The organism is Flavobacterium limnophilum (assembly GCF_027111315.2).
Taxonomy (GTDB): Bacteria; Bacteroidota; Bacteroidia; order Flavobacteriales; family Flavobacteriaceae; genus Flavobacterium; species Flavobacterium limnophilum.
Window position 1 is genome coordinate 78438 of record NZ_CP114289.2, and the last position, 23853, is coordinate 102290.

Genomic DNA, 23853 nt, shown 5'->3' on the forward strand with positions numbered 1-23853 from the left:
AACCTCTTATTCCAAAACCTCAATGCAAGCAGCTCATCGTGTAGCTAAAAATACAGGATTGGAAACCCCAGTATGACCTGGCTGGATTGGTTAAGGAAGTGGAGGCGAGTGATTTGGAGATTTTGAAGAGGGGTTAGGAAAACGATTAACCAAATAAGCAGTTCCCCAATGCTAAAGAAAAGTTTAAAAGGTTTACCATTGTTTAAAGGTTTAATCGTTTGCAAATAACTCGTTAACCAAAAATACAGGTGCAGCAATCGATTGATCGACTTTTATTTTGAGTCCCATTTTTTTTAGACTTTTGTTTGTAGCTCTCGTTGATTGTCAATTGCAGTGGGTACGAAGTCGGGAGACTTCGCCTTTACTTTGAATTTGATAAAAAATACTAAATTTATTCAATGTTTGACAATTAAATTTTAAACAGTATGAAACAAATAATATATGAATTCTAATAGTACTTACTCAAAAGATATAAAGGCACGATCAAAATTACGTTTTATAAAAGGATTGTATCCAAGGTTTAAAAATTATTTAATAAATAATTTTATCATTTGGATTGCCAGACGCAAAGGTGCTACAATTGGTCAATGTGTAACTATGCCTTATAAATTAGCTAAATCTGCTAACTCTAATTTGACTGTTGGAAACCACACTTCAATCCAAAGTCATTTAATTGATTTAAGATGTAAAGTAACTATAGGAAGCTATGTTATTATAGGTTCTGATGTTCAAATTATCACACTTAGCCATAATATTGATTCAGTAGATTGGGAGCATAAGCCGTATGGTATTGAAATAGAAGATTATTGTTGGTTGGCTACGCGTGTTTTTGTTTTGCCATCATGTCAGCTTATTGGTTATGGTGCTGTATGTGCAGCTGGTTCAGTTTTGACACGGAATGTAGATTCAATGGCGATAGTTACGGGGAATCCTGCTGTATTATTAAGGAAAAGGAAAAATGTGCATACAGACTTGTGTGTTGAATCTATGCTCGGAAACGATTTTGTGGCTTATATCAATGCTTATAAAACAAAATTTAAATAAACAACAGTTACTCAAAAATGTCTATAAAGAAAAAACTTGTTCAAAATGGATTGGCTTCAGCTGTACAGAAGATTATAAAAGTCTGTGAACAGCTATTATTGGTTCCTTTTTTTATTTCTGCATGGGGGGCAGCTTACTATGGTGAGTGGTTAACGTTGACCATAATTCCAACTATTATAGGTTTTTCTGATTTAGGTTTTGGGACAGCAGCTTGCAATTCTTTTGTATTAAAGTATGCCAGTGATGACAAACAAGGCGCTTCTAACATATCTAAAAGTGGATTTCTTTCTATACATCTGATAGTTATAGCGGGTATTCTGATTTCAGCCCTTGTTATGCTGGTTCTTGACTATTTCCATATTTTCGATAAATTACTTGTACATAGAGATGATGCCATACTGGCGGTTTCGTTTTTAATGCTGGCGCGCTTATTCGGATTTTATACACCTTTGAATGAGGCTTATTTTCGCTCTGCCCGAAAAGTAGCTTTGAGTATAAATCTGGGGAGTATTCATTCGGGACTAAATGTAGCTGTAGGACTTATTGTTTTATTATGTAAGGGCGGAATTGTGTTGTACAGCTTTACCAATCTTATCATTGCAATCGTATTTAGTTTGTATTATGCCATTATAGCCAGAAAAATGTTGCCAATTGAAAAAAAATATAAAGGACAAATATTAAAATCAGATATTAAATCAATTTTTCATAATGGGATAGGATTCTTATTATCTCCAGTTTGGCAAGCAATTTTCTTTCAAGGAACGACCTTTGTTGTTCGTATTGTACTTGGGTCGGTGGCGGTAACCATATTTAATACTGTTCGCACCCTTACCAGAGCAATGAATCAGGTTAACTCTATGGTGATTGCTTCAGTATTACCTGAATTACAATATGAAATAGGAGCTGGAAATTTGAAACAAGCACGCAAAATTTTTCGGTTTGGATTGTCTGTAATTGTTATTATAGCATTAGTGGGTATGGCTTTCTTGTTTGTTTGCGGACCATGGGTTTATGAACTTTGGACAAGTAAAGCATTAAATCCACCTGCCATGATGTGGAATGTTTTTATTGTTGGTATTTTGTTTAATGGGATTTGGTGGATGTCTAGTGATGTTTTAATTGCCTCAAACAAACCCTATGATTTTACTATTGCAGGTCTTATCGTTTCTGTTTTTGCCGTTGTATCTTCCTATTTTTTGTCAAAACAGATTGGAATAACTGGAGCGGCTTTTGGAAGTTTATTGTTGGACGCAATTTTATTTTTATATGTTCTTCCAAAAAGTTGTCGAATTATAGAACAACCGATAAATAATTTAATTGGGGATTCGATTAGGGACTATAGAGGGTATCTGGAAGATTTTGTTGGAAGAAAAGTAAATAAAAACTAGATGAACAGTTTTGCAAGAAAAGTAAATTATAAATTTTATAAAAAGCTTATTTGGTTATATATCTTATTGCTAGTTTTTGAAGGTGCATTCAGAAAATGGTTTCTACCTTCATTGTCGGATATCTTTTTAGTTATTCGAGATCCGATAGTCGTATATTTTGTCGTGCTTGGTTTAAGAAATCGGTGGATAAAAAGTTCATATGCTATTGCAATGATGATGATTAGTATAATTACATTTTTTCTTACATTGTTGTTAGGTCATCAAAATATTTTTCTTGCAATTTATGGTTGCAGAATCACAATGTTTTATTTTCCATTTATGTTTGTAGTAGGGAAAATTTTAAATTATGAGGACATTGTTAAGATAGGAAAATTTTTCTTACAAATTTCTTTTTTAATGACAATAATAATTATAATTCAGTATTTCTCACCACAAAATTCTTGGATTAATGTAGGGATAGGTGGGACTGAGGGATCCGGATTTAGTGGTGTTGGTGAATATTTCAGACCTTCAGGAACATTTTCATTTATAACTGGTATGATGGGTTTTAATGCGATTGTACTACCTTTTATTTTCTATTTTCTATTAACAAATAGACAAAATAGTCCACTTAATACTCCCATTTGGATAATTTATTTTGCTACATTCTGTTATATTATCTCCATATTCATTTGTTTATCTAGGACTATAATTTTTCAAACTATTTGTATATTGTTTTTTGTTTACATTTCGACATTTTTGAGTAAAACAAATATTTCAAAAATGATTACATCAACAGCTCTAATTTCAATTTTAATTTTGATTTTATTTCAATTTCAATTTTTTCAAATAGCATTTTCGAATATGTTTTTAAGATTCGGATTCGCTTCAGATTCTGAAGGTTCTGTTGTTTCTGGAACAATTGGCGAAAGATATTTGGGGTCTTTTATTAGAGCTTTTACGGGAGTTCAAAACTTCAAAGGAGGTGAAATTCCATTTTGGGGATTTGGGCAAGGATACGGAACAAATGTTGCGGCAGTTTTAATAAGCAATAAAATGGGATTTTTAGTTTCTGAGGAAGAATGGAGTAGGGTCGTTGCTGAATCTGGTTATTTGTTTGGATGGGGAATATTATTTATTAGGCTTTTTTGGAGCCTTTCTCTATTAAAGAAATCTTTTCGGGTTTTAACATATAAAAAAGATTTACTTGCATTCCTCTTAATGCCTTCAGTGCTCATTTTTGTAATATCGGGTCAATGGAGTCAGCCAACAATTTTAGGATTTTCAGCACTTCTTGGAGGTCTTGTTTTGGCTTCGTTAAAGCCAAGAGGAATGAACTATAAAAAATGTGAGAATAACATAGTATGGTTTAAAGGTAGTTCACATATAAGTGATACAACTCATAAAATATGATTTCACGTATTGAAATGATATATAGAATTGCAGAGAAATTAAGAAGATAAAATTTATTGATAATTTTTATGAAAAAACAAATAATAGTTTCACAGGTAGGAGCAAGGCATAGATACTTAATACCACAATTGCTTTTTAAAAATAACATCTTAAACATGCTTTATACAGATTCTACCAGATTTAGTTTCTTGGGTAGAATAGCATATTTTTTAAAATCAATAGGTATTAAAAATTCTAGATTAATTAGACTTGCTAATAGAAATCCAGTAATACCGATAAAATATCTATATTCGACAGATTGGATAATAATTAAAAGTTTATATGAAAAAAAAATTGATAAAAATGAACTTTTATATCAGTCACTTTCAAATAAATTTATAAAAAAAGGTTTGGGAACAGCTACATGGCTATACAGTATGTACTATGAAAATTTAGAATTTGTAAAATACGCAAAATCAAAGAAACTTAAAATTATTATTGATATATATGAAAACCCCAATGCTTTTGATGATATGTTAAATGAAATAAATAATCATATTGAATATTCAATATTTAGTCATTTAATTGAAGATTACAAGAGTAAATCACTTTTTCGCAAAAAACACCTTGAAAATATGTTAGAATTAGCTGACTATTATACAATACCTTCAGCTTTTGTTCAAAAATCATTAGGGGCATATACTAATTATGATTCAAAAAAAGGAGTAATATTGCCTTACCCATCTAGTATTAATGTAAATAAATATAATTATAGGCCTATTAGGCATAAATTGATTTGGGTTGGCAACGATCCTGTACGAAAAGGATTGATTTATTGTGCAAAAGCTGCAACTATTCTTAAAAAGAAATATCCTGATCTTCAATTTAATATCATAGGTAGTGTTGATAGTCAGATAATTAAATCTGTAGCATTTTCTGACTTGTGTTTTTTAGGGGTTTTAGACAAGGAAAATCTTATAAATGAGTACGAAACAGCAGAAGCTTATGTTTTTCCAACTTTATTTGAAGGTTTTGCAGGGACGATTATCGAAGCTGCAAGTTGTGGTTGTCCTATAATTACTACTGAAAATGCAGGCACTGATTTGAATGAATTTCCTGCCATATATATACCTACTAGAAACGTTAATGCGATTGTTGATGCAGTTATTTCAATTTTTGAAGATTCTAAATTTAGAAATAAATTATCCGAAGATATTTATAATTACTCGGATAATTTAGCTATAAAGGTTTATGAAAAAAAACTTATATCATTTTTTGATACTATTAATTAACTCAATAAATTAAAATGAAAATACTGCATGTCATTTCTTCCATGGATCCTAAAGCCGGAGGTGTTTCACAGGGAATTCGGAATTTGAACCCCTATATTGTCAAAGGCGACGTTCAAGTTGAAGTGATATCCATAGATGATAAAAATGAGGATTATCAGCTGAAAGATGAATTTGTAATCCATAAAATAGGCAAGGGTAAAACTTCTTTTCAATATAATCCAAAATTATATGTATGGTTGATGCAAAATCTGGAAAATTATGATTGTGTTGTCGTGCATGGAATATGGCAATACCATAATTATGCGGTTTACATAGCCATCAAGAAACTTAAAAAGAAAGCAAAAAAAACGCCTAAAGTGATTATTATGGTTCACGGTATGCTGGATCCTTATTTTCAAAAAGCAGCAGACCGGAAAATGAAGGCTTTACGTAACGAATTGGTTTGGCGTTGCACGGAAAAAAAAGCCATCAATGCAGCCGATGCCTTGTTTTTTACCTGTGAAGAAGAATTACTGCTGGCACGAACTACTTTTAAAGGATATTTGCCTAAAAAAGAAATAAATGTAGGTTTTGGAATTCAAAAGCCACCCATTTTTGAAGTGCAAATGAAAAAGGCTTTTGAACAAAAGTGTCCTGAAATTTTAGGTAAAAAATATTGGCTATTCATTAGCAGGATTCATCCCAAAAAAGGAGTGGATGTATTGATTGATGCTTATAATAAAATGACATCCGCCAATCATATATTGCCGGATCTTGTCATTGTGGGCCCCGTAGATTCTGATTATGCCCAACAAATGATTGAGAAAGCTAATGTTAATCCTCAAATTCACTTTCTGGGAATGTTGACCGGAAATAGTAAATGGGGGGCTTTTTATGGTTGTGAAGCTTATTTATTACCGAGCCATCAGGAAAATTTTGGTATTGCCATTGTAGAGGCTATGGCTTGTAAAAAACCTGTACTGATTACCAAAAATATAAATATTTGGCGTGAAATTGAAGCTGGAAATGGAGGGTGGATTCTCGAAGAAGTAAGCACGGATTCCATTGAGAAATCCCTTTTAGTTATTTCGAAGTATACTGATGCACACTTAGAAAATAAAGGAAAATGCGCTATTGAAACTTTTAATAAGACATTTGATGTTGAAGATTGTGCGGATATTTTTATTACAACTTTAAAAAACTTATAATAGTGAAAGAGATACCTAAATATATTGATACGATACCGGCATCAGACAAATTTTATCGTTTGATTTGGAGGGTTGTTTGCCTGTTTTTGTTCAAACCGTTTTCTTTGCCTCTTTTTAGTGGATGGAGAATTTTTTTGCTAAAATGCTTTGGAGCTAAAATAGGTAAATATTGCAATATTTATGCGTCTGCTTATATTCCGTCTCCAAGAAATTTAACTATGGGACTACATTCCACATTAGGTCCTGGAGTTCAATTGCATTTCGGAAAAACGATAATAGGCAATAAGGTAACGGTATCCCAAAGAACCTATTTGTGCAGTGCCACACATAAAACTTCATCCATAAATATTCCTTTTATTGCGGGTGAAATAATTATAAAGGATTTTGCATGGATTGCAGCAGAAGCATTCATTATGGCTAATGTCATAATCGGCGAAGGTGCTGTTGTTGGTGCTAGGTCAGCTGTCTTTAAAGATGTTGCCGATTGGACAATAGTAGGAGGAAATCCTGCTATATTTATTAAAAAAAGAGAATTAGAATAACAAGTTTTGGCTCTAAAGCATAGTTTAAATCAAACTAAAAAAAAATGAAACTACCACTCCCGATTACTATCGCCATCCCCATTAAAAATGAAGCGCTTCTTTTGCAAGGTTGTCTCGATGCCATCGGGAAAGACTTTGTGGAGAAAATCGTCATCATCGATTCGGGAAGCACGGATGATTCCTTGGAAATAGCGCAAAGAAATGATGTTGAGGTATTGGATTTTAAGTGGAATGGCCAATTCCCCAAGAAAAGGAATTGGTTTTTGCAAAACCATACTCCAACAACCCGATGGGTACTTTTTTTGGATGCAGATGAATATCTCACAGAAGGCTTTAAAAACGAAATTCGGAAAGCCATTGTCGACGAAAACAAGGTGGGTTTTTGGTTGACCTACAGCCGTTATTTTTTGGGCAAGAAAATGAAGGGCGGTTATCCATTGCGTAAGTTGGCCCTGTTTAGGGTGGGAGCCGGGGAATATGAAAGAATTGAAGAAAACAACTGGAGTAAGCTGGATATGGAAATCCATGAGCATCCAATTTTAAAAGGGAATGTTGGCACGGTAAAAAGTGAGATAGACCATTTAGACTTCAGGGGAATTTCTCATTATGTGATCAAACATAACGAATATGCCAGTTGGGAAGCCGAAAGGATTATGAAAATGGGGGCTAACCTTGAAATCAAAAAACAATGGACCTGGAAGCAAAAAATTAAATACAAACTGATGTTGACCCCTTTTATTGGCCCGGTCTTTTTTTTTGGAAGCTATTTTTTATTAGGCGGTTTTCGTGACGGATCTCGTGGCTTGGCCTTTTCTATTTTAAAAGCGTCTTATTTTACACAGGTTTATTGCAAAATAAAGGAGCAAAAATTATCTAAAAAATAAATAATTATTTGTCTTACAATAGCTTTGACAAACTTTCAATTTCTCATATGAAATGCTATAGAATTCTAATATTATTAAATAATTAGAAGAATCAATTTTTTAATTGATTTATGAGCCGTTCAGAAAAAGAACATATTTAAGTTTAAATTATTTGCAAAAATATAATAATAATGAAAAAAATTCTAATCACCGGAGGTGCCGGTTTCGTGGGGTCGCATTTATGCGAAAGATTATTAAAGGAAGGCAATGAAATTATTTGCCTGGACAATTATTTTACGGGAAATAAAAACAACATCATCCAATTGTTGGGCAATCCACATTTTGAGATGGTACGGCATGATATCACGGAGCCTTATTATGCCGAGGTGGACGAAATCTATAATTTGGCCTGTCCCGCATCGCCTGTTCATTACCAGTACAATCCCATTAAAACCATAAAGACTTCGGTAATGGGAGCCATAAATACCTTGGGTTTGGCAAAACGGGTGAAAGCAAAGATCTTGCAAGCCAGTACTAGCGAAGTCTATGGAGACCCGCATGTGCATCCCCAAAGAGAAAGTTACTGGGGGAACGTAAACCCCATAGGGATTCGTTCCTGTTATGACGAAGGGAAACGTTGTGCTGAAACCTTGTTTATGGACTATCACAACCAAAATGATGTTGCCATAAAAATTATCAGAATATTTAATACTTATGGTCCCAATATGAACCCTGCTGACGGTAGAGTGGTTTCCAACTTTATTGTTCAAGCTTTGAAAGGTGAAAACATCACTATTTTTGGCGATGGATTGCAAACGCGCTCCTTCCAGTATGTAGATGATTTGGTGGAAGGCATGATCCGAATGATGAATACTGACAATTCGTTTTTGGGTCCCGTGAATATCGGGAATCCCAACGAATTTACAATGTTGGAATTGGCCGAAGCTGTTGTTGAATTAACAAATTCGAGTTCCAATATTATTCACCTTCCCTTACCGCAAGATGACCCCAAACAACGCCAACCGGACATAAGTTTGGCTAAAGAAAAACTGCAAGGATGGGAGCCGAAGGTTGAATTACGAGAAGGGCTTCAATCTACGATAAGGTACTTTGATGAATTATTAAAGAGTTCCAACTAATCATTAGTGGGTGATTTTTTTTGGTTTGTAAATAAATTTAGCATAATGCGCGTATCCATAATTACAGTTTGTTACAATAGAAAAGAAACTATCGAGCAATCGATACAAAGTGTTTTGGGACAAGATTATCCCCAGATAGAATACATCGTTGTCGATGGGGCATCAACCGATGGCACCACGGAAATTATTGAAAAGTATTCGGATAAAATATCCCAATATATTTCGGAACCAGATCAAGGAATGTATGATGCCATCAACAAAGGTTTGGCCATGGCTACCGGTGATGTTGTGGGTTTAATGCATTCGGATGACGAGTTTTATGATCGATCGGTCGTTTCTAAAATTGTCGAGGCTTTTAAAAAATCACCTAATAGTGATGCTATTTATGGAGATGGTGTTTATGTCAGCAATGATGATGAACAAAAACTTATACGCAACAGAATTGGTGGGGCTTATGATTTCAATAAAATAAAATCGGGTTGGTTGCCTTTGCATCCTACCGTATATATAAAGAAATCCATTATTGAAAAATATGGTTATTATAATTTGGATTTTACCATTGCCTCGGATACCGAGTTTCTATTGCGGTATTTATTCAAACACAAAATAAATATTAGCTATCTCCATCACTATGTTGTCAAAATGCGAATGGGAGGGATGAGTACCAGTTACAAAAGGGCTTTTGAAGTATTGAGGGAGGATTACAGAATTTACAAGTATCATGGTCTTTCTGCGTTTAAGACTGTTTTTCTTAAAAAGTCAATGGCCTTGTTGCAATATATCAGGAAATGAGAGGGTTGTCGGTTTTCTGTTTTCTGTTATCGGTTAGTTGTTTCCTATTTTCGGATAGTTGTTTTCTATTTTCGGATAGTTGTTTTCTATTTTCGGGTAGTTGTTTCCTATTTTCGGTTAGTTGTTTCCTGTTTTCGGTTAGTTGCTTCCTGTTTTCGGTTAGTTGTTTCCTATTTTCGGTTAGTTGTTTCCTGTTTTCGGTTGTCGGTTTCCTGTTTTCGGTTGTGTGTTGGAAGTTAGAATAAAGAATCAAGAATCAAGAATCAAGAGTGAAGCGTGTCGAAAAAAGGCTGATTTTCTCTAATTTAATATATAGAACAACGAATAATAAATACTAATTTTCTACTTCAATCAGTATGTCACTTTTAAAATTATTTGCCACCTATCGTTTTTCCCGTTATTTCAAGCTGGGTTTTCTGGTTTGGGATTTGGTGTTGTTGAACCTTTCCATCGCGCTTTCTTTTTGGTTGCGGTATGGGGGTGAGGTTTCCCTGGTTTATTTGAGGGGAGACAAAGCGGTTTCTTTGTTGTCGAACATTTTTTGGATTGGCTTGTTGTTGCACAGGGATTCCTATCGAATTGTGAGGACCGAGCGCATCGAATCGATTCTTTACCGAACCATTCGATTGTTGTTGGTCTTGATGGCCCTTGTTTCCTTGTTTATTTATGTGTTGAAATATACCGAGGTTTCCCGTTTGCGGATGGTTTATTTCTGTTCTGTTTTCTTTGTCCTGTTGGTCAGTTTTCGCATCCTTTTCATGAAAATGTTGAAGCATGTTCGTACCAAGGGGTATAATTTCAGGGAAGTGGTGATTGTGGGCGCCAATGCCATGGGGGAACGGATGAACCGCATACTGTCCAAAGACTTGACTTATGGCTACCGGGTGACGGGTTTTTTTGACGACGAACCGGACGGTACCGAGCTCAAGGCGCCCCTTTTGGGCGGATTTGCCGAGGTCGAGCATTATTTGGCCAGCCACAAAATAGACGAAATGTACGTGGCCTTGCATATCAACAAGATAGACACCATCAACCAGATGACTGCCCTTTGCGAGCGCTACATGGTTCGTATTCGCTATATTCCCGATTTTCAACAATACACCAAAACCAACCGGGTGGAAGTGTCTTTTTACGGCAACGGCAATGTTCCCGTCCTGATGTTGCGCAAAGAACCTTTGGAAATTCCGTTGCACCGCATCATAAAAAAACTATTCGACTTTTGTTTTTCCTTGTTTGTCATTGTCTTCGTCTTTTCATGGTTGTTTCCCATCCTGATGCTCCTGATCAAGCTGAATTCTCGCGGCCCCGTCTTTTTTGTGCAACAACGTTCGGGCAGGGACAATCAATCCTTTCCCTGTTTCAAGTTTCGAACGATGTACGTCAACAAGGAAGCGAATAAAGTGCAAGCCACCCAAAATGATGCGAGGATTACCAAAGTGGGCGCGTTTTTGCGCCGGACCAGCCTGGACGAGTTTCCGCAATTCTTCAATGTTTTGCTGGGCAACATGTCCGTAGTGGGGCCGCGACCGCACATGCTCTCGCATACGGAACAATACTCGGAATTAATCAACAATTTCTTGGTGCGCCATTACGCCAAACCGGGCATCACGGGCTGGGCACAAGTGAACGGCTATCGCGGCGAAACCAAGGCGCTGTCCGACATGGAAGGTCGTGTGGAACACGATATCTGGTATATCGAAAACTGGAGCCTGCTGCTGGATGTCAAGATTGTCTGGAAAACTTTTATACAGGTGTTTCAGGGGGACGAGAATGCGTTTTAGGGGAGTTGGAAGAGGGAAGATGGGAGTTGGAAGAGGGAAGAGGGAAGAGGGAAGAGGGGAGTTGGAAGATGGGAGTTGGAAGAGGGCGACAATGAAGTTGAAAAGTAAAGGGCCGAGACGCTTCCAGCGTGACAAACAAAACTGGAAAATAGTTACCAATTTTGCAGTAATCCAATAATTGACCGTAGTCCAGATTGCCGCGTTCCACTCGCCATGACAGGTGGAACAGGAAGAAGGTTTTCTGTTATCGGTTGGAAGAGGGAAGAGGGGAGTTGGAAGAGGGCGACAATGAAGTTGAAAAGTAAAGGGACGAGACGCTTCCAGCGTGACAAACAAAACTGGAAAATAGTTACCGGCACGATTTTGCAGTAATCCAATAATTGACCCTAGTCCAGATTGCCGCGTTCCACTCTCCATGACAGGTGGAACAGGAAGAAGGTTTTCTGTTATCTGTTTTCTGTTATCTGTTTTGGGTTAGGAGTTAATGGAAAGCCGAAAATTTCAAAATAAAAAAATAATTAAAACCAAGAGGCTAATGCCTATATTTGCCAACTTAAAATATCAAACCCCATGCAGTATTTTTTTGGATTAAAAAAAACAATCCCCTTCCTTTTTGTTCTTCTGTTGTTTTCTTGCGCTTCAAGAAAAGACAGTGTTTATTATCAAAATATTGATACCCTATCGGGTCAAGACAAACAAAATAGTTACGAAATAAAAATTCAACCCGATGATTTGTTGCTGATTATCGTGTCGGCCGACGATCCCGAAACGGCGATTCCTTTTAATTTGAGTTCCGTGAGTGTTCCATCGGCTTATAACATGATGGCTTCCAGAGGACAAGAAACCATGCAGTCTTATTTGGTGGATGCGGGCGGCTCGATTGATTTTCCGGTTTTGGGAAAACTGAAGGTGGGCGGTTTGTCGCGTACCGAAGTGATTCAATTGTTGGAGGGCAAAATATCGAAATACATCAAAAATCCGATTATCAACCTTCGCTTGATGAATTTCAAGGTGTCGGTGCAGGGGGAAGTAACGCTGCCGGGCACTTATCCGGTGTCTTCCGATCGGGTTACCTTGATAGAAGCGCTCAGCATGGCCAAGGACTTGACGGTTTATGGCAAAAGGGACAATATTTTAATTATCAGGGAGGTAAATGGCGTCAAGTCGTACAACAGGGTCGACATCACCAAGGCCGATTTCATCAATTCTCCTTATTATTATCTGGCCCAAAATGACGTGGTGTATGTGGAGCCCAACAAAGTCCGAATCAATGGAGCTGCAGTGGGAGCGAATACGGGGGTCATCATCTCGGTTACCTCTTTAGTGATCACTTTAATTACCTTAATTGTTACCGCAAAAAACTAAACTATTCCATGGATTTTTACAACAACTCCGACGACAACGAAAACGAAGATTTTAATTTAAGGGAGGCTATTGACCGCTATCTGGATCATTGGCAATGGTTTGTATTGGCTGTTTGTCTTTGCGTGACCATGGCTTATGTGTATTTGAGATATACCACGCCCCAATACCAGGCCAGTACCACTATTTTGGTCAAAGATGAAAACAAGGGAGGCATGCTTTCCGAATTGTCCGCTTTTGCCGATATGGGCTTGGGAGGAGGCATGAAGAGCAACCTGGACAATGAAATCGAAATCTTGAAGTCGCGAACCTTGGTCGAAAGAACAGTCAAAAAACTGGGATTAAATATTTCGATGACCGTAAAAGGGAATGTCGTGGATGCCGAAATATATGGGAATACTCCAATAAAAGTGCATTTTTTGAACAAGAAACCCGCTTTTTACACGGATAAAACGAGTTTGGAGTTCGTGACATTAACTCCTGACACCTTTGCCTTGACAAGCGAATCCAATGAGGAGGACACTGTGCCGGTATTGTCGAGTCCAAAAAAGGCATTTCGGTACGGGGAGATCATTTCGACTCGCAATGCCGATTTAATCATTACAAAAGGGATTGCCCAAAAAGCTGGAATAAGCACTGATGAAAGACCCGTCACTATTATTGTCAATCCACTCGAAAATGTGGTGGCCAGCTTCCAGAAGCGCCTGAACGTGAATCCCATCAGCAAAACGAGTAGCGTGGTCGAGATTTCCATAGTCGATCCCGTAACCAAAAAAGCGGAAGCTTTCCTGGATAATTTGATCCAAATTTACAATGAGGATGCCGCTGCCGACAAGAGTTTTATTTCGGAAAACACCTCAAAATTCGTGGCCAATCGATTGTTGTTGATCACCCAAGAGTTGGATGGCGTAGAGAAAGAGGTACAGCATTTCAAGACCTCTAACAAACTGACCGACATTGAAACTGAAGCCAAGCTTTTTATTGAAGGCTCGAGCGAGTACAACAAGAAAAGGGTCGAGATCGAGATCCAGTTGAACATGGTGGCCTCGATGCTGGATTTTATCAGGAAAAGCACCAATTCGGATTTGTTGCCCACCAACATGATTTCGGCCAAAGGCGAAGAAAGCGGCTTGATGGATTCCTATAACCAGTTGGTTTTGGAGCGCAACCGCATCTTGAAGTCGGCCACGACGGCGAATCCAACGGTTGTCAAACTGGACCAACAGCTTGCTTCCTTGAAGACGAACATAGCGGAAAGTCTGCGCCGCCTGCAAGCGAATCTCAACATCCAAAAAAGGGATTTGAGAAGCCAAGAGGGAATTCTGGACAACAAGATAGGGGCTATTCCGGTTCAAGAGCGCCAGTTTCGGGTTATTGCCCGCCAACAAAAGGTAAAAGAAGAATTGTATTTGTATTTGCTGCAAAAAAGGGAGGAAACGGCCATTTCGCTGGCTGCCACCGAGCCCAATGCCCGAGTGGTTGATGCCGCCAAGGCTTCGAAAGCACCAGTTTCGCCCAAAAAGAACATTATTTATTTGGCGGCCTTGCTATTGGGACTGCTCATTCCCTTCGGGATTTTGTACCTGATGGATTTGTTGGATACCAAGGTGAAAAGCCGTTTTGAAATTACCAGTAAATTGAGCATTCCTTTCTTGGGAGAAATTCCAAAATCGGAATCGCCGAACGAAATCGTGGATGCAACCAGTCGTTCCAGCACGGCCGAAGCGATGCGCATTGTCCGAATGAATCTCGACTTTATGTTGAACCAGGTTCCGGAAGGCAGGGCCAAGACCATATTGTTTACCTCGACTATATCCGGTGAAGGAAAAACATTTTTGTCGGTCAACCTGGCCAGTATTTTTGCCCTTTCCGGCAAAAAAGTGCTTTTGATAGGAATGGATATCCGAAATCCCAAGCTGAATGAATACATCGACCTGCCGAGCAGTGCGGGATTGACCAATTATTTGTCGACCAGTGATGCCCGGATTGGAGATTATATTTTTAAACATAAAGGTTTCGAACAATTGTACATTCTTCCCCCGGGAAGCATTCCGCCCAATCCAACGGAATTGTTGATGAACCAAAAGGTGGACGAACTTTTTGCGCAATTCAAGAAGGAATACGATTTCATCATCGTGGACACGGCTCCAGTGAGTTTGGTGTCGGACACCTTGATTATCGCCAAGCATGCCGATACTTTTGTGTATGTCGTGCGCGCCAATGTCTTGGACAAACGAATGCTGCACATACCGGAAGTATTGTACAGAGAAAAGAAATTACCGAACATGGCGTTGCTGCTTAACGATGCGGAAACCAAGAAAGGGTATGGTTATGGCTACGGCTACGGTGTCACGGTTAAAAATGTGCCTTGGTACAAGAAGGTTTTTAATAGATAAAAAAAAGAGGCGGGAGCCTCTTTTTTTGTTTGGCTAGTGAAGGGGTTGTGGGTTGTGGGTTGGAAGAGGGAAGAGGGAAGATGGGAGTTGGAAGAGGGGAGTTGGAAGAGGGCGACAATGAAGTTGAAAAGTAAAGGGCCGAGACGCTTAGAGCGTGACAAACAAAACTGGAAAATAGTTACCGGCACGATTTTGCAGTAATCCAATAATTGACCCTAGTCTCCTAAAGGAGGAACAGGAAGAAGGTTTTCTGTTTTCTGTTATCGGTTGTCTGTTATCGGTTGTGGGTTGTTTTTTGATCCCTGGTCGGATTATCGGGTTGTTTGTACGAGAATAGTTAGTTTCTTTCTCCGTAATTGGGTTGTTTTTTAGTAAATATGTTGAAAAATAGTGTAATTGCCTATTTTGATGTGTGATTAATGGTTAAATTTGCACAATACAATATGCAAAATGAATGTATTATTAGAACAGTCGGAACGCTTAACAGCTATTACCAAGCTTGATTTTAAGCGGTATTTATTTGATTTCATTCAATGGGATAGTCGTTTGATTGGTATAAAAGGCGCAAGGGGGACTGGTAAAACAACGCTTTTGCTGCAATGGATCAAAGAACAAAACCTGGCCACGGAGAAAGCGGCCTATTTTTCGTTGGATGATTTGTACTTTACGGAACATTCCCTGAAAGATACCGTTGCCCAGTTTTATAAAAATGGGGGCATTATTTTGGCCTTGGATGAAGTGCACAAATACAAAAATTGGTCAGTGGAGATTAAAAATGTGCATGATTTCTTTCCCGATTTAAAAATTATTTTCACGGGATCTTCCATAATTGACATTTCCAAGCAAGAAGGTGATTTGAGCAGAAGAGCCTTGATGTATGAGCTGCCGGGATTGTCCTACCGAGAGTATTTGTCGATGCGGGGTATTATTGATCTCCCCATACTAAGATTGGAAGATTTGCTTTTTGACAGTAGGGCAGTTAAAAAGAATATTCCCGTCGGTTTTCGTCCATTAGAACATTTTAGCCATTACTTGAACTATGGTTATTACCCTTTTGGACTGGTTGACAGTTCTTCCGTTCACCAACGCATCAATCAATTGATACGGACTATCGTGGAAATGGACATGGCCGAACTGAAAGATTTTGATATTCGCAATGCCAAGAAGTTGTTACAGCTGGTTTACGTGATTGCGCAACAAGTCCCTTTTAAGCCCAATATAACCGGTCTGGCTGCCAAAATAGGAATTCACAGAAATTCATTGAATAATTATTTGCATTATTTGGAGCAAGCCAAAATACTATCCTTGTTGTTTTCGGCAGGCAACAGTACGGCAGTGCTGCAAAAGCCGGAAAAAATATTCCTGAACAACAGCACTTTGTTGTCGGCCCTTGCTGAACAGCAACCCAATATTGGGACGGTGCGCGAGACTTTTTTTCTTTCACAATTGCTGCCCTTGCATAAAGTGCAGTTGCCCCAAAAGGGTGATTTTTTTGTCAATGGGAAATATACCTTTGAAGTGGGCGGTAGAGGGAAGGGACAAAAGCAACTTGAGGATATGGAAAATGCTTGGGTGGTAAAAGATGACATAGAGTTTCCAATGTTGAAAACGATACCCCTTTGGATGTTTGGGATGTTGTATTGAGTTTTCGGTTGTCTGTTGGAAGAGGGGAGTTGGAAGAGGGAAGAGGGAAGAGGGAAGAGGGAAGAGGGAAGATGGAAGATGGAAGATGGGAGAGGGGAGTTGGAAGAGGGCGACAATGAAGTTGAAAAGTAAAGGGCTGAGACGCTTAGAGCGTGACAAACAAAACTGGAAAATAGTTACCGGCACGATTTTGCAGTAATCCAATAATTGACCCTAGTCTCCTAAAGGTGGAACAGGAAGAAGGTTTTCTGTTGTCGGTTGGAAGAGGGAAGAGGGGAGTTGGAAGAGGGCGACAATGAAGTTGAAAAGTAAAGGGCCGAGACGCTTAGAGCGTGACAAACAAAACTGGAAAATAGTTACCGGCACGATTTTGCAGTAATCCAATAATTGACCCTAGTCTCCTAAAGGTGGAACAGGAAGAAGGTTTTCTGTTATCGGTTATCTGTTATCTGTTATCTGTTATCTGTTTTCGGTTGTTGTTTGACGCCCTAGCCTCTAAAGGGGAACAGGAAGGGGTTGTGGATGCCGTTATAGTGGGTAGATTGCTGCTTCGTTCCTCGTGTATTGCCTTTTTTTATTGAAAAGGGCTTCGACTGCGCTACCATTGATGTTTTTTTAGAAAAACAATATTAACCACCCCGCCCTTCGGGCACCCCTCCAAAGGAGGGGAAGTGTCGTCGCTAAAGCCTCATTTTATATGGCTTTTTTTGAAAAAAAAATCTACATCGAACAGCTAGGCTTCGACTGCGCTACCATTGATGTTTTTTTTTAGAAAAACAATATTAACCACCCCGCCCTTCGGGCACCCCTCCAAAGGAGGGGAAGTGTCGTCGCTAAAGCCTCATTTTATATGGCTTTTTTTGAAAAAAAAATCTACATCGAACAGCTAGGCTTCGACTGCGCTACCATTGATGTTTTTTTTTAGAAAAACAATATTAACCACCCCGCCCTTCGGGCACCCCTCCAAAGGAGGGGAAGTGTCGTCGCTAAAGCCTCATTTTATATGGCTTTTTTTGAAAAAAAAATCTACATCGAACAGCTAGGCTTCGACTGCGCTACCATTGATGTTTTTTTTTAGAAAAACAATATTAACCACCCCGCCCTTCGGGCACCCCTCCAAAGGAGGGGAAGTGTCGTCGCTAAAGCCTCATTTTATATGGCTTTTTTTAAAAAAAAAAATCTACATCGAACAGCTAGGCTTCGACTGCGCTACCATTGATGTTTTTTTTTAGAAAAACAATATTAACCACCCCGCCCTTCGGGCACCCCTCCAAAGGAGGGGAAGTGTCGTCGCTAAAGCCTCATTTTATATGGCTTTTTTTGAAAAAAAAATCTACATCGAACAGCTAGGCTTCGACTGCGCTACCATTGATGTTTTTTTTTAGAAAAACAATATTAACCACCCCGCCCTTCGGGCACCCCTCCAAAGGAGGGGAAGTGTCGTCGCTAAAGCCTCATTTTATATGGCTTTTTTTGAAAAAAAAATCTACATCGAACAGCTAGGCTTCGACTGCGCTACCATTGATGTTTTTTTTTAGAAAAACAATATTAACCACCCCGCCCTTCGGGCACCCCTCCAAAGGAGGGGAAGTGTCGTCGCTAAAGCCTCATTTTATATGGCTTTTTTTGAAAAAAAAATCTACATCGAACAGCTAGGCTTCGACTGCGCTACCATTGATGTTTTTTTTTAGAAAAACAATATTAACCACCCCGCCCTTCGGGCACCCCTCCAAAGGAGAGGAAGTGTCGTCGCTAAAGCCTCATTTTATATGGCTTTTTTTGAAAAAAAAATCTACATCGAACAGCTAGGCTTCGACTGCGCTACCATTGATGTTTTTTTTTAGAAAAACAATATTAACCACCCCGCCCTTCGGGCACCCCTCCAAAGGAGGGGAAGTGTCGTCGCTAAAGCCTCATTTTATATGGCTTTTTTTGAAAAAAAAATCTACATCGAACAGCTAGGCTTCGACTGCGCTACCATTGATGTTTTTTTTTAGAAAAACAATATTAACCACCCCGCCCTTCGGGCACCCCTCCAAAGGAGGGGAAGTGTCGTCGCTAAAGCCTCATTTTATATGGCTTTTTTTGAAAAAAAAATCTACATCGAACAGCTAGGCTTCGACTGCGCTACCATTGATGTTTTTTTTTAGAAAAACAATATTAACCACCCCGCCCTTCGGGCACCCCTCCAAAGGAGGGGAAGTGTCGTCGCTAAAGCCTCATTTTATATGGCTTTTTTTGAAAAAAAAATCTACATCGAACAGCTAGGCTTCGACTGCGCTACCATTGATGTTTTTTTTAGAAAAACAATATTAACCACCCCGCCCTTCGGGCACCCCTCCAAAGGAGGGGAAGTGTCGTCGCTAAAGCCTCATTTTATATGGCTTTTTTTGAAAAAAAAATCTACATCGAACAGCTAGGCTTCGACTGCGCTACCATTGATGTTTTTTTTTAGAAAAACAATATTAACCACCCCGCCCTTCGGGCACCCCTCCAAAGGAGGGGAAGTGTCGTCGCTAAAGCCTCATTTTATATGGCTTTTTTTGAAAAAAAAATCTACATCGAACAGCTAGGCTTCGACTGCGCTACCATTGATGTTTTTTTTTAGAAAAACAATATTAACCACCCCGCCCTTCGGGCACCCCTCCAAAGGAGGGGAAGTGTCGTCGCTAAAGCCTCATTTTATATGGCTTTTTTTGAAAAAAAAATCTACATCGAACAGCTAGGCTTCGACTGCGCTACCATTGATGTTTTTTTAGAAAAACAATATTAACCACCCCGCCCTTCGGGCACCCCTCCAAAGGAGGGGAAGTGTCGTCGCTAAAGCCTCATTTTATATGGCTTTTTTTGAAAAAAAAAATCTACATCGAACAGACAATTAGGTAATTTATAGGTCTAAACGGTATTAAAAGTTAAAAGCACCTGTGTTTTATAAAGCCAATTAACCAATTAACCCTTTTTTAATCAATTAACCAGTTAACCAATTAACCTTTTTTTACCGATTAACCCTTTTTTTACCGATTAAACTTTTCCTAACCGATTAAACCATTCCAACCAAATTGTTACCTTTGCCTTTATGGAATTTTCATCAAGACTATTGGAAAAGGCAGTGAACGAAATGGCGCAGTTGCCGGGTATCGGCAAACGCACCGCCTTGCGATTGGTGCTGCATTTATTGAAACAGCCCAAGGAGCAAACCGGGTTTTTGACGCAAGCGCTGACGACCATGCGGGAAGAGGTCCAGTTTTGTGCCAGTTGCCACAATATTTCCGACTTGGCCGTTTGCGAGATTTGTTCGAATACCAAAAGAAACCACCAAATCATCTGTGTCGTGGAGGACATTCGCGACGTGATGGCCATTGAAAACACGGGGCAATTCAGGGGGATTTACCACGTTCTGGGAGGGAAGATATCGCCCATAGACGGCGTTGGCCCCAGCCAGTTGAACATCAATACGCTGGTGGAGAAAGTGAAATCGGGAGCGGCGAGCGAGATTATTTTTGCGTTGAGCTCCACTATGGAAGGGGATACGACCAATTTTTACATCTATAAACAAATACAAGATTGCGGGGTCATTACCTCTACCATCGCCCGGGGTATATCCGTGGGAGACGAACTGGAATATGCCGATGAAGTTACTTTGGGCAGGAGTATTTTGCAAAGGGTGCCTTTCGAGAATTTTTTTAAAAACAATTAATTCATTTAATGGATGGCGATATTTTTAATTTGATGAATGAAAAACTATATTTGTTGAAAAAATTGAACATGAATAAATTTTTGCGCTATATATTGGTGGGAATGAGCGTTTTTTTTGTTTCCTGTATTCCAACCAAAGACCTCATTTATCTCCAGAATAAAAGCGGAACCGAAACGACTGCTTCCATATCGGAAGTGATGTTGAAGCCTTATCGACTGCAGGTGAACGACGTTTTGAGCATTACCATTAAAGCGGACGACCCCAAACTGACCACCATTTTTAATCCTACCAACAAAGGGGAGACGGACAACGTGGGTTCTTCCTTGTATTTTTCCGGTTACACGGTTGATGACCACGGCAATATCCGCATTCCGGTTTTGGGGGAGATTACCGCCATAGGCTATACCGTTGACGAATTAAGAATGAAAATCGAGAAACAACTTCTGGACGAGTATTTTAAAAAAGAAGCCAATATTTTCGTGATTGCCAGATTGGCGGGATTCAAATACACGATTAACGGCGAAGTAGGAAGCGTGGGAACCAAATTCTTGTTCCAAGACCACGTGAACATCATGGAGGCCATTGCCAATTCAGGAGACATTACCATAACGGGCGACAGGAAAGCGGTAACCATTATTCGTCAATCGCCCTCGGGAACCGAAATGCACGACATCGACCTTACGGACATCAACGTGATGCAATCGCCTTATTACAATTTGCAACCCAATGATTATATCTATGTAAAACCCCTCAAACAAAAAACTTGGGGGACCGGTAAAACAGGCATAGAATCCTTGAGTACCATCATTACGTTGATTTCCTTGGTAACCACTGCCATAGTGCTTTTAAATTTGTAATACAAATCCGAAATGATAGACATAAAAGATTTTTCTGTTTTCGAAGACCAGTCAGGATTTGATTTTAAAGGGTTTGTGTTGAAAATTGGCAGTTACTGGAAATGGTTCCTGTTCAGTTTGATCATCGCTTTCACCATTGCTTATCAAGTCAATATTCGCAAGGAGAGAATATACGCCATGGAGACCTTGATCTCCGTCAAGGAAGAAAGCAATCCCTTGTTTACTTCCAATACCAGCCTGGTTTTCAATTGGGGAGGTACTTCAGATCAAGTCCAGACGATTTCCACCACCCTGCAATCGCGTTCCCACAACGAATTGGTTGTCGACAAATTGCAGTATTACATCAGCTATTTGGCACAAGGCGAATACAATTTGGTGGATGCTTACGGTGCCGTACCTTTTTATGTGGCTATCGACAAAAGCAAGGGGCAACTGGCAGGAACCCTGATCGGGATCCAATTTTTGAGCGAAAACGAATACCAAATTCGAATACCATTTGCGGCGAATTCCGTTTCCATGATTTCCTATTTCGATAATTCATACAGCACTACCTCGGTGGTCGTTGGCGATTTTGTCAAAAGATACAAAGTGGGTGAGCGGGTTTCCTTGCCTTTCTTGAATTGGAAACTGCAAATAAAAGACAATCCCGGTTTGTATAAAGGGAACGAATATTTTGTGCAGTTCAATGATTTTGACGGCACCGTTTCCAGCTACAGGGGCATCAACGTGAAATCTGACGACAAAGGCGGTTCGATCATCACCTTGGGCATGCAGGGAACCAACAAAGCCAGGATGGTCGAATATTTGAATGCCACGGTCAAAATGCTCATCAAAAGACAATTGGACAGCAAAAACCAATTTGCGACCAACACCATACGATTCATCGACAGCACGCTCGTGGCGATGGAGTCGCAATTAAAAGAAACCACCAACGAGTTAAAATCCTTCAGGAGCGACAAAAACATTTACGACATTGAAGAGGGAGGTTCCAAGTTTTCGGGCAAGATTATGGAATTTGACGTCAAAAAAGACGAGATTACCCGCAAAATGGCTTACTATAATTCCTTGAAGGCCTATTTGAAAAACAGCGTGGATTATTCCAAACTTCCCGCTCCCTCGGTGGCCGGAATTGACGATCCGAACATTGTGGTAAACGTATCCAAATTAATTTCGCTTTCCACCCAAAGATCCGAAATGGCTTATGCCGTGAAAAGCGAAAAGATATTCAGGGATTTCGACAATCAAATGGAAGCGGTCAAAAGAGTTTTGTTGGAAAACATTGCCACTGCCAAATCCGCCCTGCACTATGATTTGGCCCTGGTCGACAGCAAAATCAACGAGGCGGAAAGCACGATGAAGCAGCTTCCGGAAGACCAGCAGGAACTCCTGAAAATTAAAAGGAAATACGATTTAAGCGACAACATCTACAGCACTTTTCTGCAAAAACGCAGCGAAGCCGACATCGTGAAAGCGGCCAATTTATCGGATATCCATTTTATAGACCCCGCCAAAGACATTGGTGGTGGACTCGTGGGGCCCAAAACTTCGGTAAATTATGTGTTGGCCTTGTTTTTGGGATTATTGATTCCGCTGCTTTTTGTTTTTGGGATTTTCTTTATCAACAATTCCATTCAAAACACGGAAGACATCAGTAAATTAACCCAAATACCATTGATAGGCGTTATCGGGCTGAGCAATGAAAAGTCGGATTTGGCCGTGTTTGAAAAGCCGAAATCGGCCTTGTCGGAGTCCTTCAGGGCCATCCGGTCTTCCCTGCAGTTCTTGTACAAACAGCAGCGATTGGATGGAGCCAAAACCCTGATGATCACCTCTTCCGTCAGTGGGGAAGGGAAAACATTTTGTTCCCTGAACATCGCCACGGTATTTGCCTTGAGCGAAAAAAGAACCGTAATCCTTGGACTGGATTTGAGAAAACCCAAACTGTTTGACGAGTTTAATTTGAGCAATGAGGTGGGTGTCGTGAATTATATCATCAAGCAAAAAACCGTGGACGAAATCATCAATGCCACCAACATCCCGTTTCTGGACGTTATTTTTTCGGGTCCCATTCCGCCCAATCCAGCCGAGATGATCATGAGCGACGGGATGAAGAACTTGATTGAAGAACTCAAGCTTAAATACGATTACATCATTTTGGATACGCCACCGGTTGGTTTGGTGTCGGATGCTTTGGAGTTGGCGCAATATTGCGATGTCACCTTGTACATCGTGAGACAGAATTTCACCAAAAAAGAAATGATTACCTTGCTCAACAACAGGGTCAAACGTGGCGAACTCAACAATACCAGCATTATCCTGAACGGATTCCAGAACAAGGCCAAATATGGAGCCGGTTACGGGTATGGCTATGGCTACGGCTATGGCGACACGACCTATTCGAACGGCTATCATGAGGATGACAAGCCCAAAACTATTTTCGAAAAGATAATGGGTAAATTTCGCAAAAGACAAGTCTAACAAAGAGGTTCTTTAAAAAC

General features: G+C 39.5%; 16 protein-coding genes. All 16 read left to right on the plus strand.

The features are described from left to right. The first annotated feature begins 441 nt into the window (after positions 1–441). The 16 genes from OZP13_RS00340 to OZP13_RS00415 all read left to right on the plus strand — a co-directional run bounded on the left by OZP13_RS00340 (position 442) and on the right by OZP13_RS00415 (position 23833). Positions 442–1044, plus strand: a complete 603-nt coding sequence (locus OZP13_RS00340) for an acyltransferase (protein ID WP_281298244.1) — start codon at positions 442–444, stop codon at positions 1042–1044. 17 nt (positions 1045–1061) lie between these two features. Then, positions 1062–2432 carry a lipopolysaccharide biosynthesis protein gene (locus OZP13_RS00345; RefSeq protein WP_281298245.1) on the plus strand — a complete coding sequence of 457 codons (1371 nt, stop codon included), beginning with the start codon at positions 1062–1064 and terminating at the stop codon, positions 2430–2432. Then, a complete protein-coding gene (locus tag OZP13_RS00350) occupies positions 2433–3824 on the plus strand; it encodes a hypothetical protein (RefSeq protein ID WP_269241701.1) in 1392 nt (463 codons plus the stop codon). It abuts the gene before it with no gap. 68 nt (positions 3825–3892) lie between these two features. Continuing rightward, a complete protein-coding gene (locus OZP13_RS00355) occupies positions 3893–5095 on the plus strand; it encodes a glycosyltransferase family 4 protein (protein WP_281298246.1) in 1203 nt (400 codons plus the stop codon). A 14-nt stretch (positions 5096–5109) separates the two neighbouring features. Further along, positions 5110–6282: a glycosyltransferase gene (locus tag OZP13_RS00360; RefSeq protein WP_281298247.1), complete on the plus strand. Its 1173-nt coding sequence runs from the start codon at positions 5110–5112 to the stop codon at positions 6280–6282. Between the two features lie 2 nt (positions 6283–6284). Then, on the plus strand, positions 6285–6824 hold the full coding sequence (locus OZP13_RS00365) for an LbetaH domain-containing protein (protein WP_281298248.1): 540 nt from the start codon (positions 6285–6287) through the stop codon (positions 6822–6824). 44 nt (positions 6825–6868) lie between these two features. Beyond that, positions 6869–7708 carry a glycosyltransferase family 2 protein gene (locus OZP13_RS00370; RefSeq protein WP_281298249.1) on the plus strand — a complete coding sequence of 280 codons (840 nt, stop codon included), beginning with the start codon at positions 6869–6871 and terminating at the stop codon, positions 7706–7708. 170 nt (positions 7709–7878) lie between these two features. After that, the gene (locus OZP13_RS00375; RefSeq protein WP_281298250.1) at positions 7879–8826 is read left to right on the plus strand and encodes a UDP-glucuronic acid decarboxylase family protein; all 948 of its coding nucleotides are present in this window, start codon (positions 7879–7881) and stop codon (positions 8824–8826) included. 45 nt (positions 8827–8871) lie between these two features. Further along, complete coding sequence (locus tag OZP13_RS00380) at positions 8872–9618, plus strand: glycosyltransferase family 2 protein (protein ID WP_281298251.1); 747 nt, start codon at positions 8872–8874, stop codon at positions 9616–9618. A gap of 356 nt (positions 9619–9974) precedes the next feature. Further along, entirely contained in the window at positions 9975–11399 is a 1425-nt protein-coding gene (locus OZP13_RS00385) for an undecaprenyl-phosphate glucose phosphotransferase (RefSeq protein WP_281298252.1), read from the plus strand. A 570-nt stretch (positions 11400–11969) separates the two neighbouring features. Then, positions 11970–12764: a polysaccharide biosynthesis/export family protein gene (locus tag OZP13_RS00390; RefSeq protein ID WP_281298253.1), complete on the plus strand. Its 795-nt coding sequence runs from the start codon at positions 11970–11972 to the stop codon at positions 12762–12764. A gap of 8 nt (positions 12765–12772) precedes the next feature. Further along, a complete protein-coding gene (locus tag OZP13_RS00395; RefSeq protein ID WP_281298254.1) occupies positions 12773–15157 on the plus strand; it encodes a GumC family protein in 2385 nt (794 codons plus the stop codon). Between the two features lie 450 nt (positions 15158–15607). Continuing rightward, positions 15608–16801, plus strand: coding sequence for an ATP-binding protein (locus OZP13_RS00400; protein WP_281298255.1), 1194 nt, complete (start codon positions 15608–15610; stop codon positions 16799–16801). Positions 16802–19877: 3076 nt separating this feature from the next. Then, a complete protein-coding gene (recR, locus tag OZP13_RS00405; protein WP_281298256.1) occupies positions 19878–20498 on the plus strand; it encodes a recombination mediator RecR in 621 nt (206 codons plus the stop codon). Between the two features lie 68 nt (positions 20499–20566). Next, a complete protein-coding gene (locus OZP13_RS00410; RefSeq protein WP_281299464.1) occupies positions 20567–21355 on the plus strand; it encodes a polysaccharide biosynthesis/export family protein in 789 nt (262 codons plus the stop codon). Between the two features lie 12 nt (positions 21356–21367). Beyond that, entirely contained in the window at positions 21368–23833 is a 2466-nt protein-coding gene (locus tag OZP13_RS00415; RefSeq protein ID WP_281298257.1) for a polysaccharide biosynthesis tyrosine autokinase, read from the plus strand. The last annotated feature ends 20 nt before the right edge of the window (positions 23834–23853 follow it).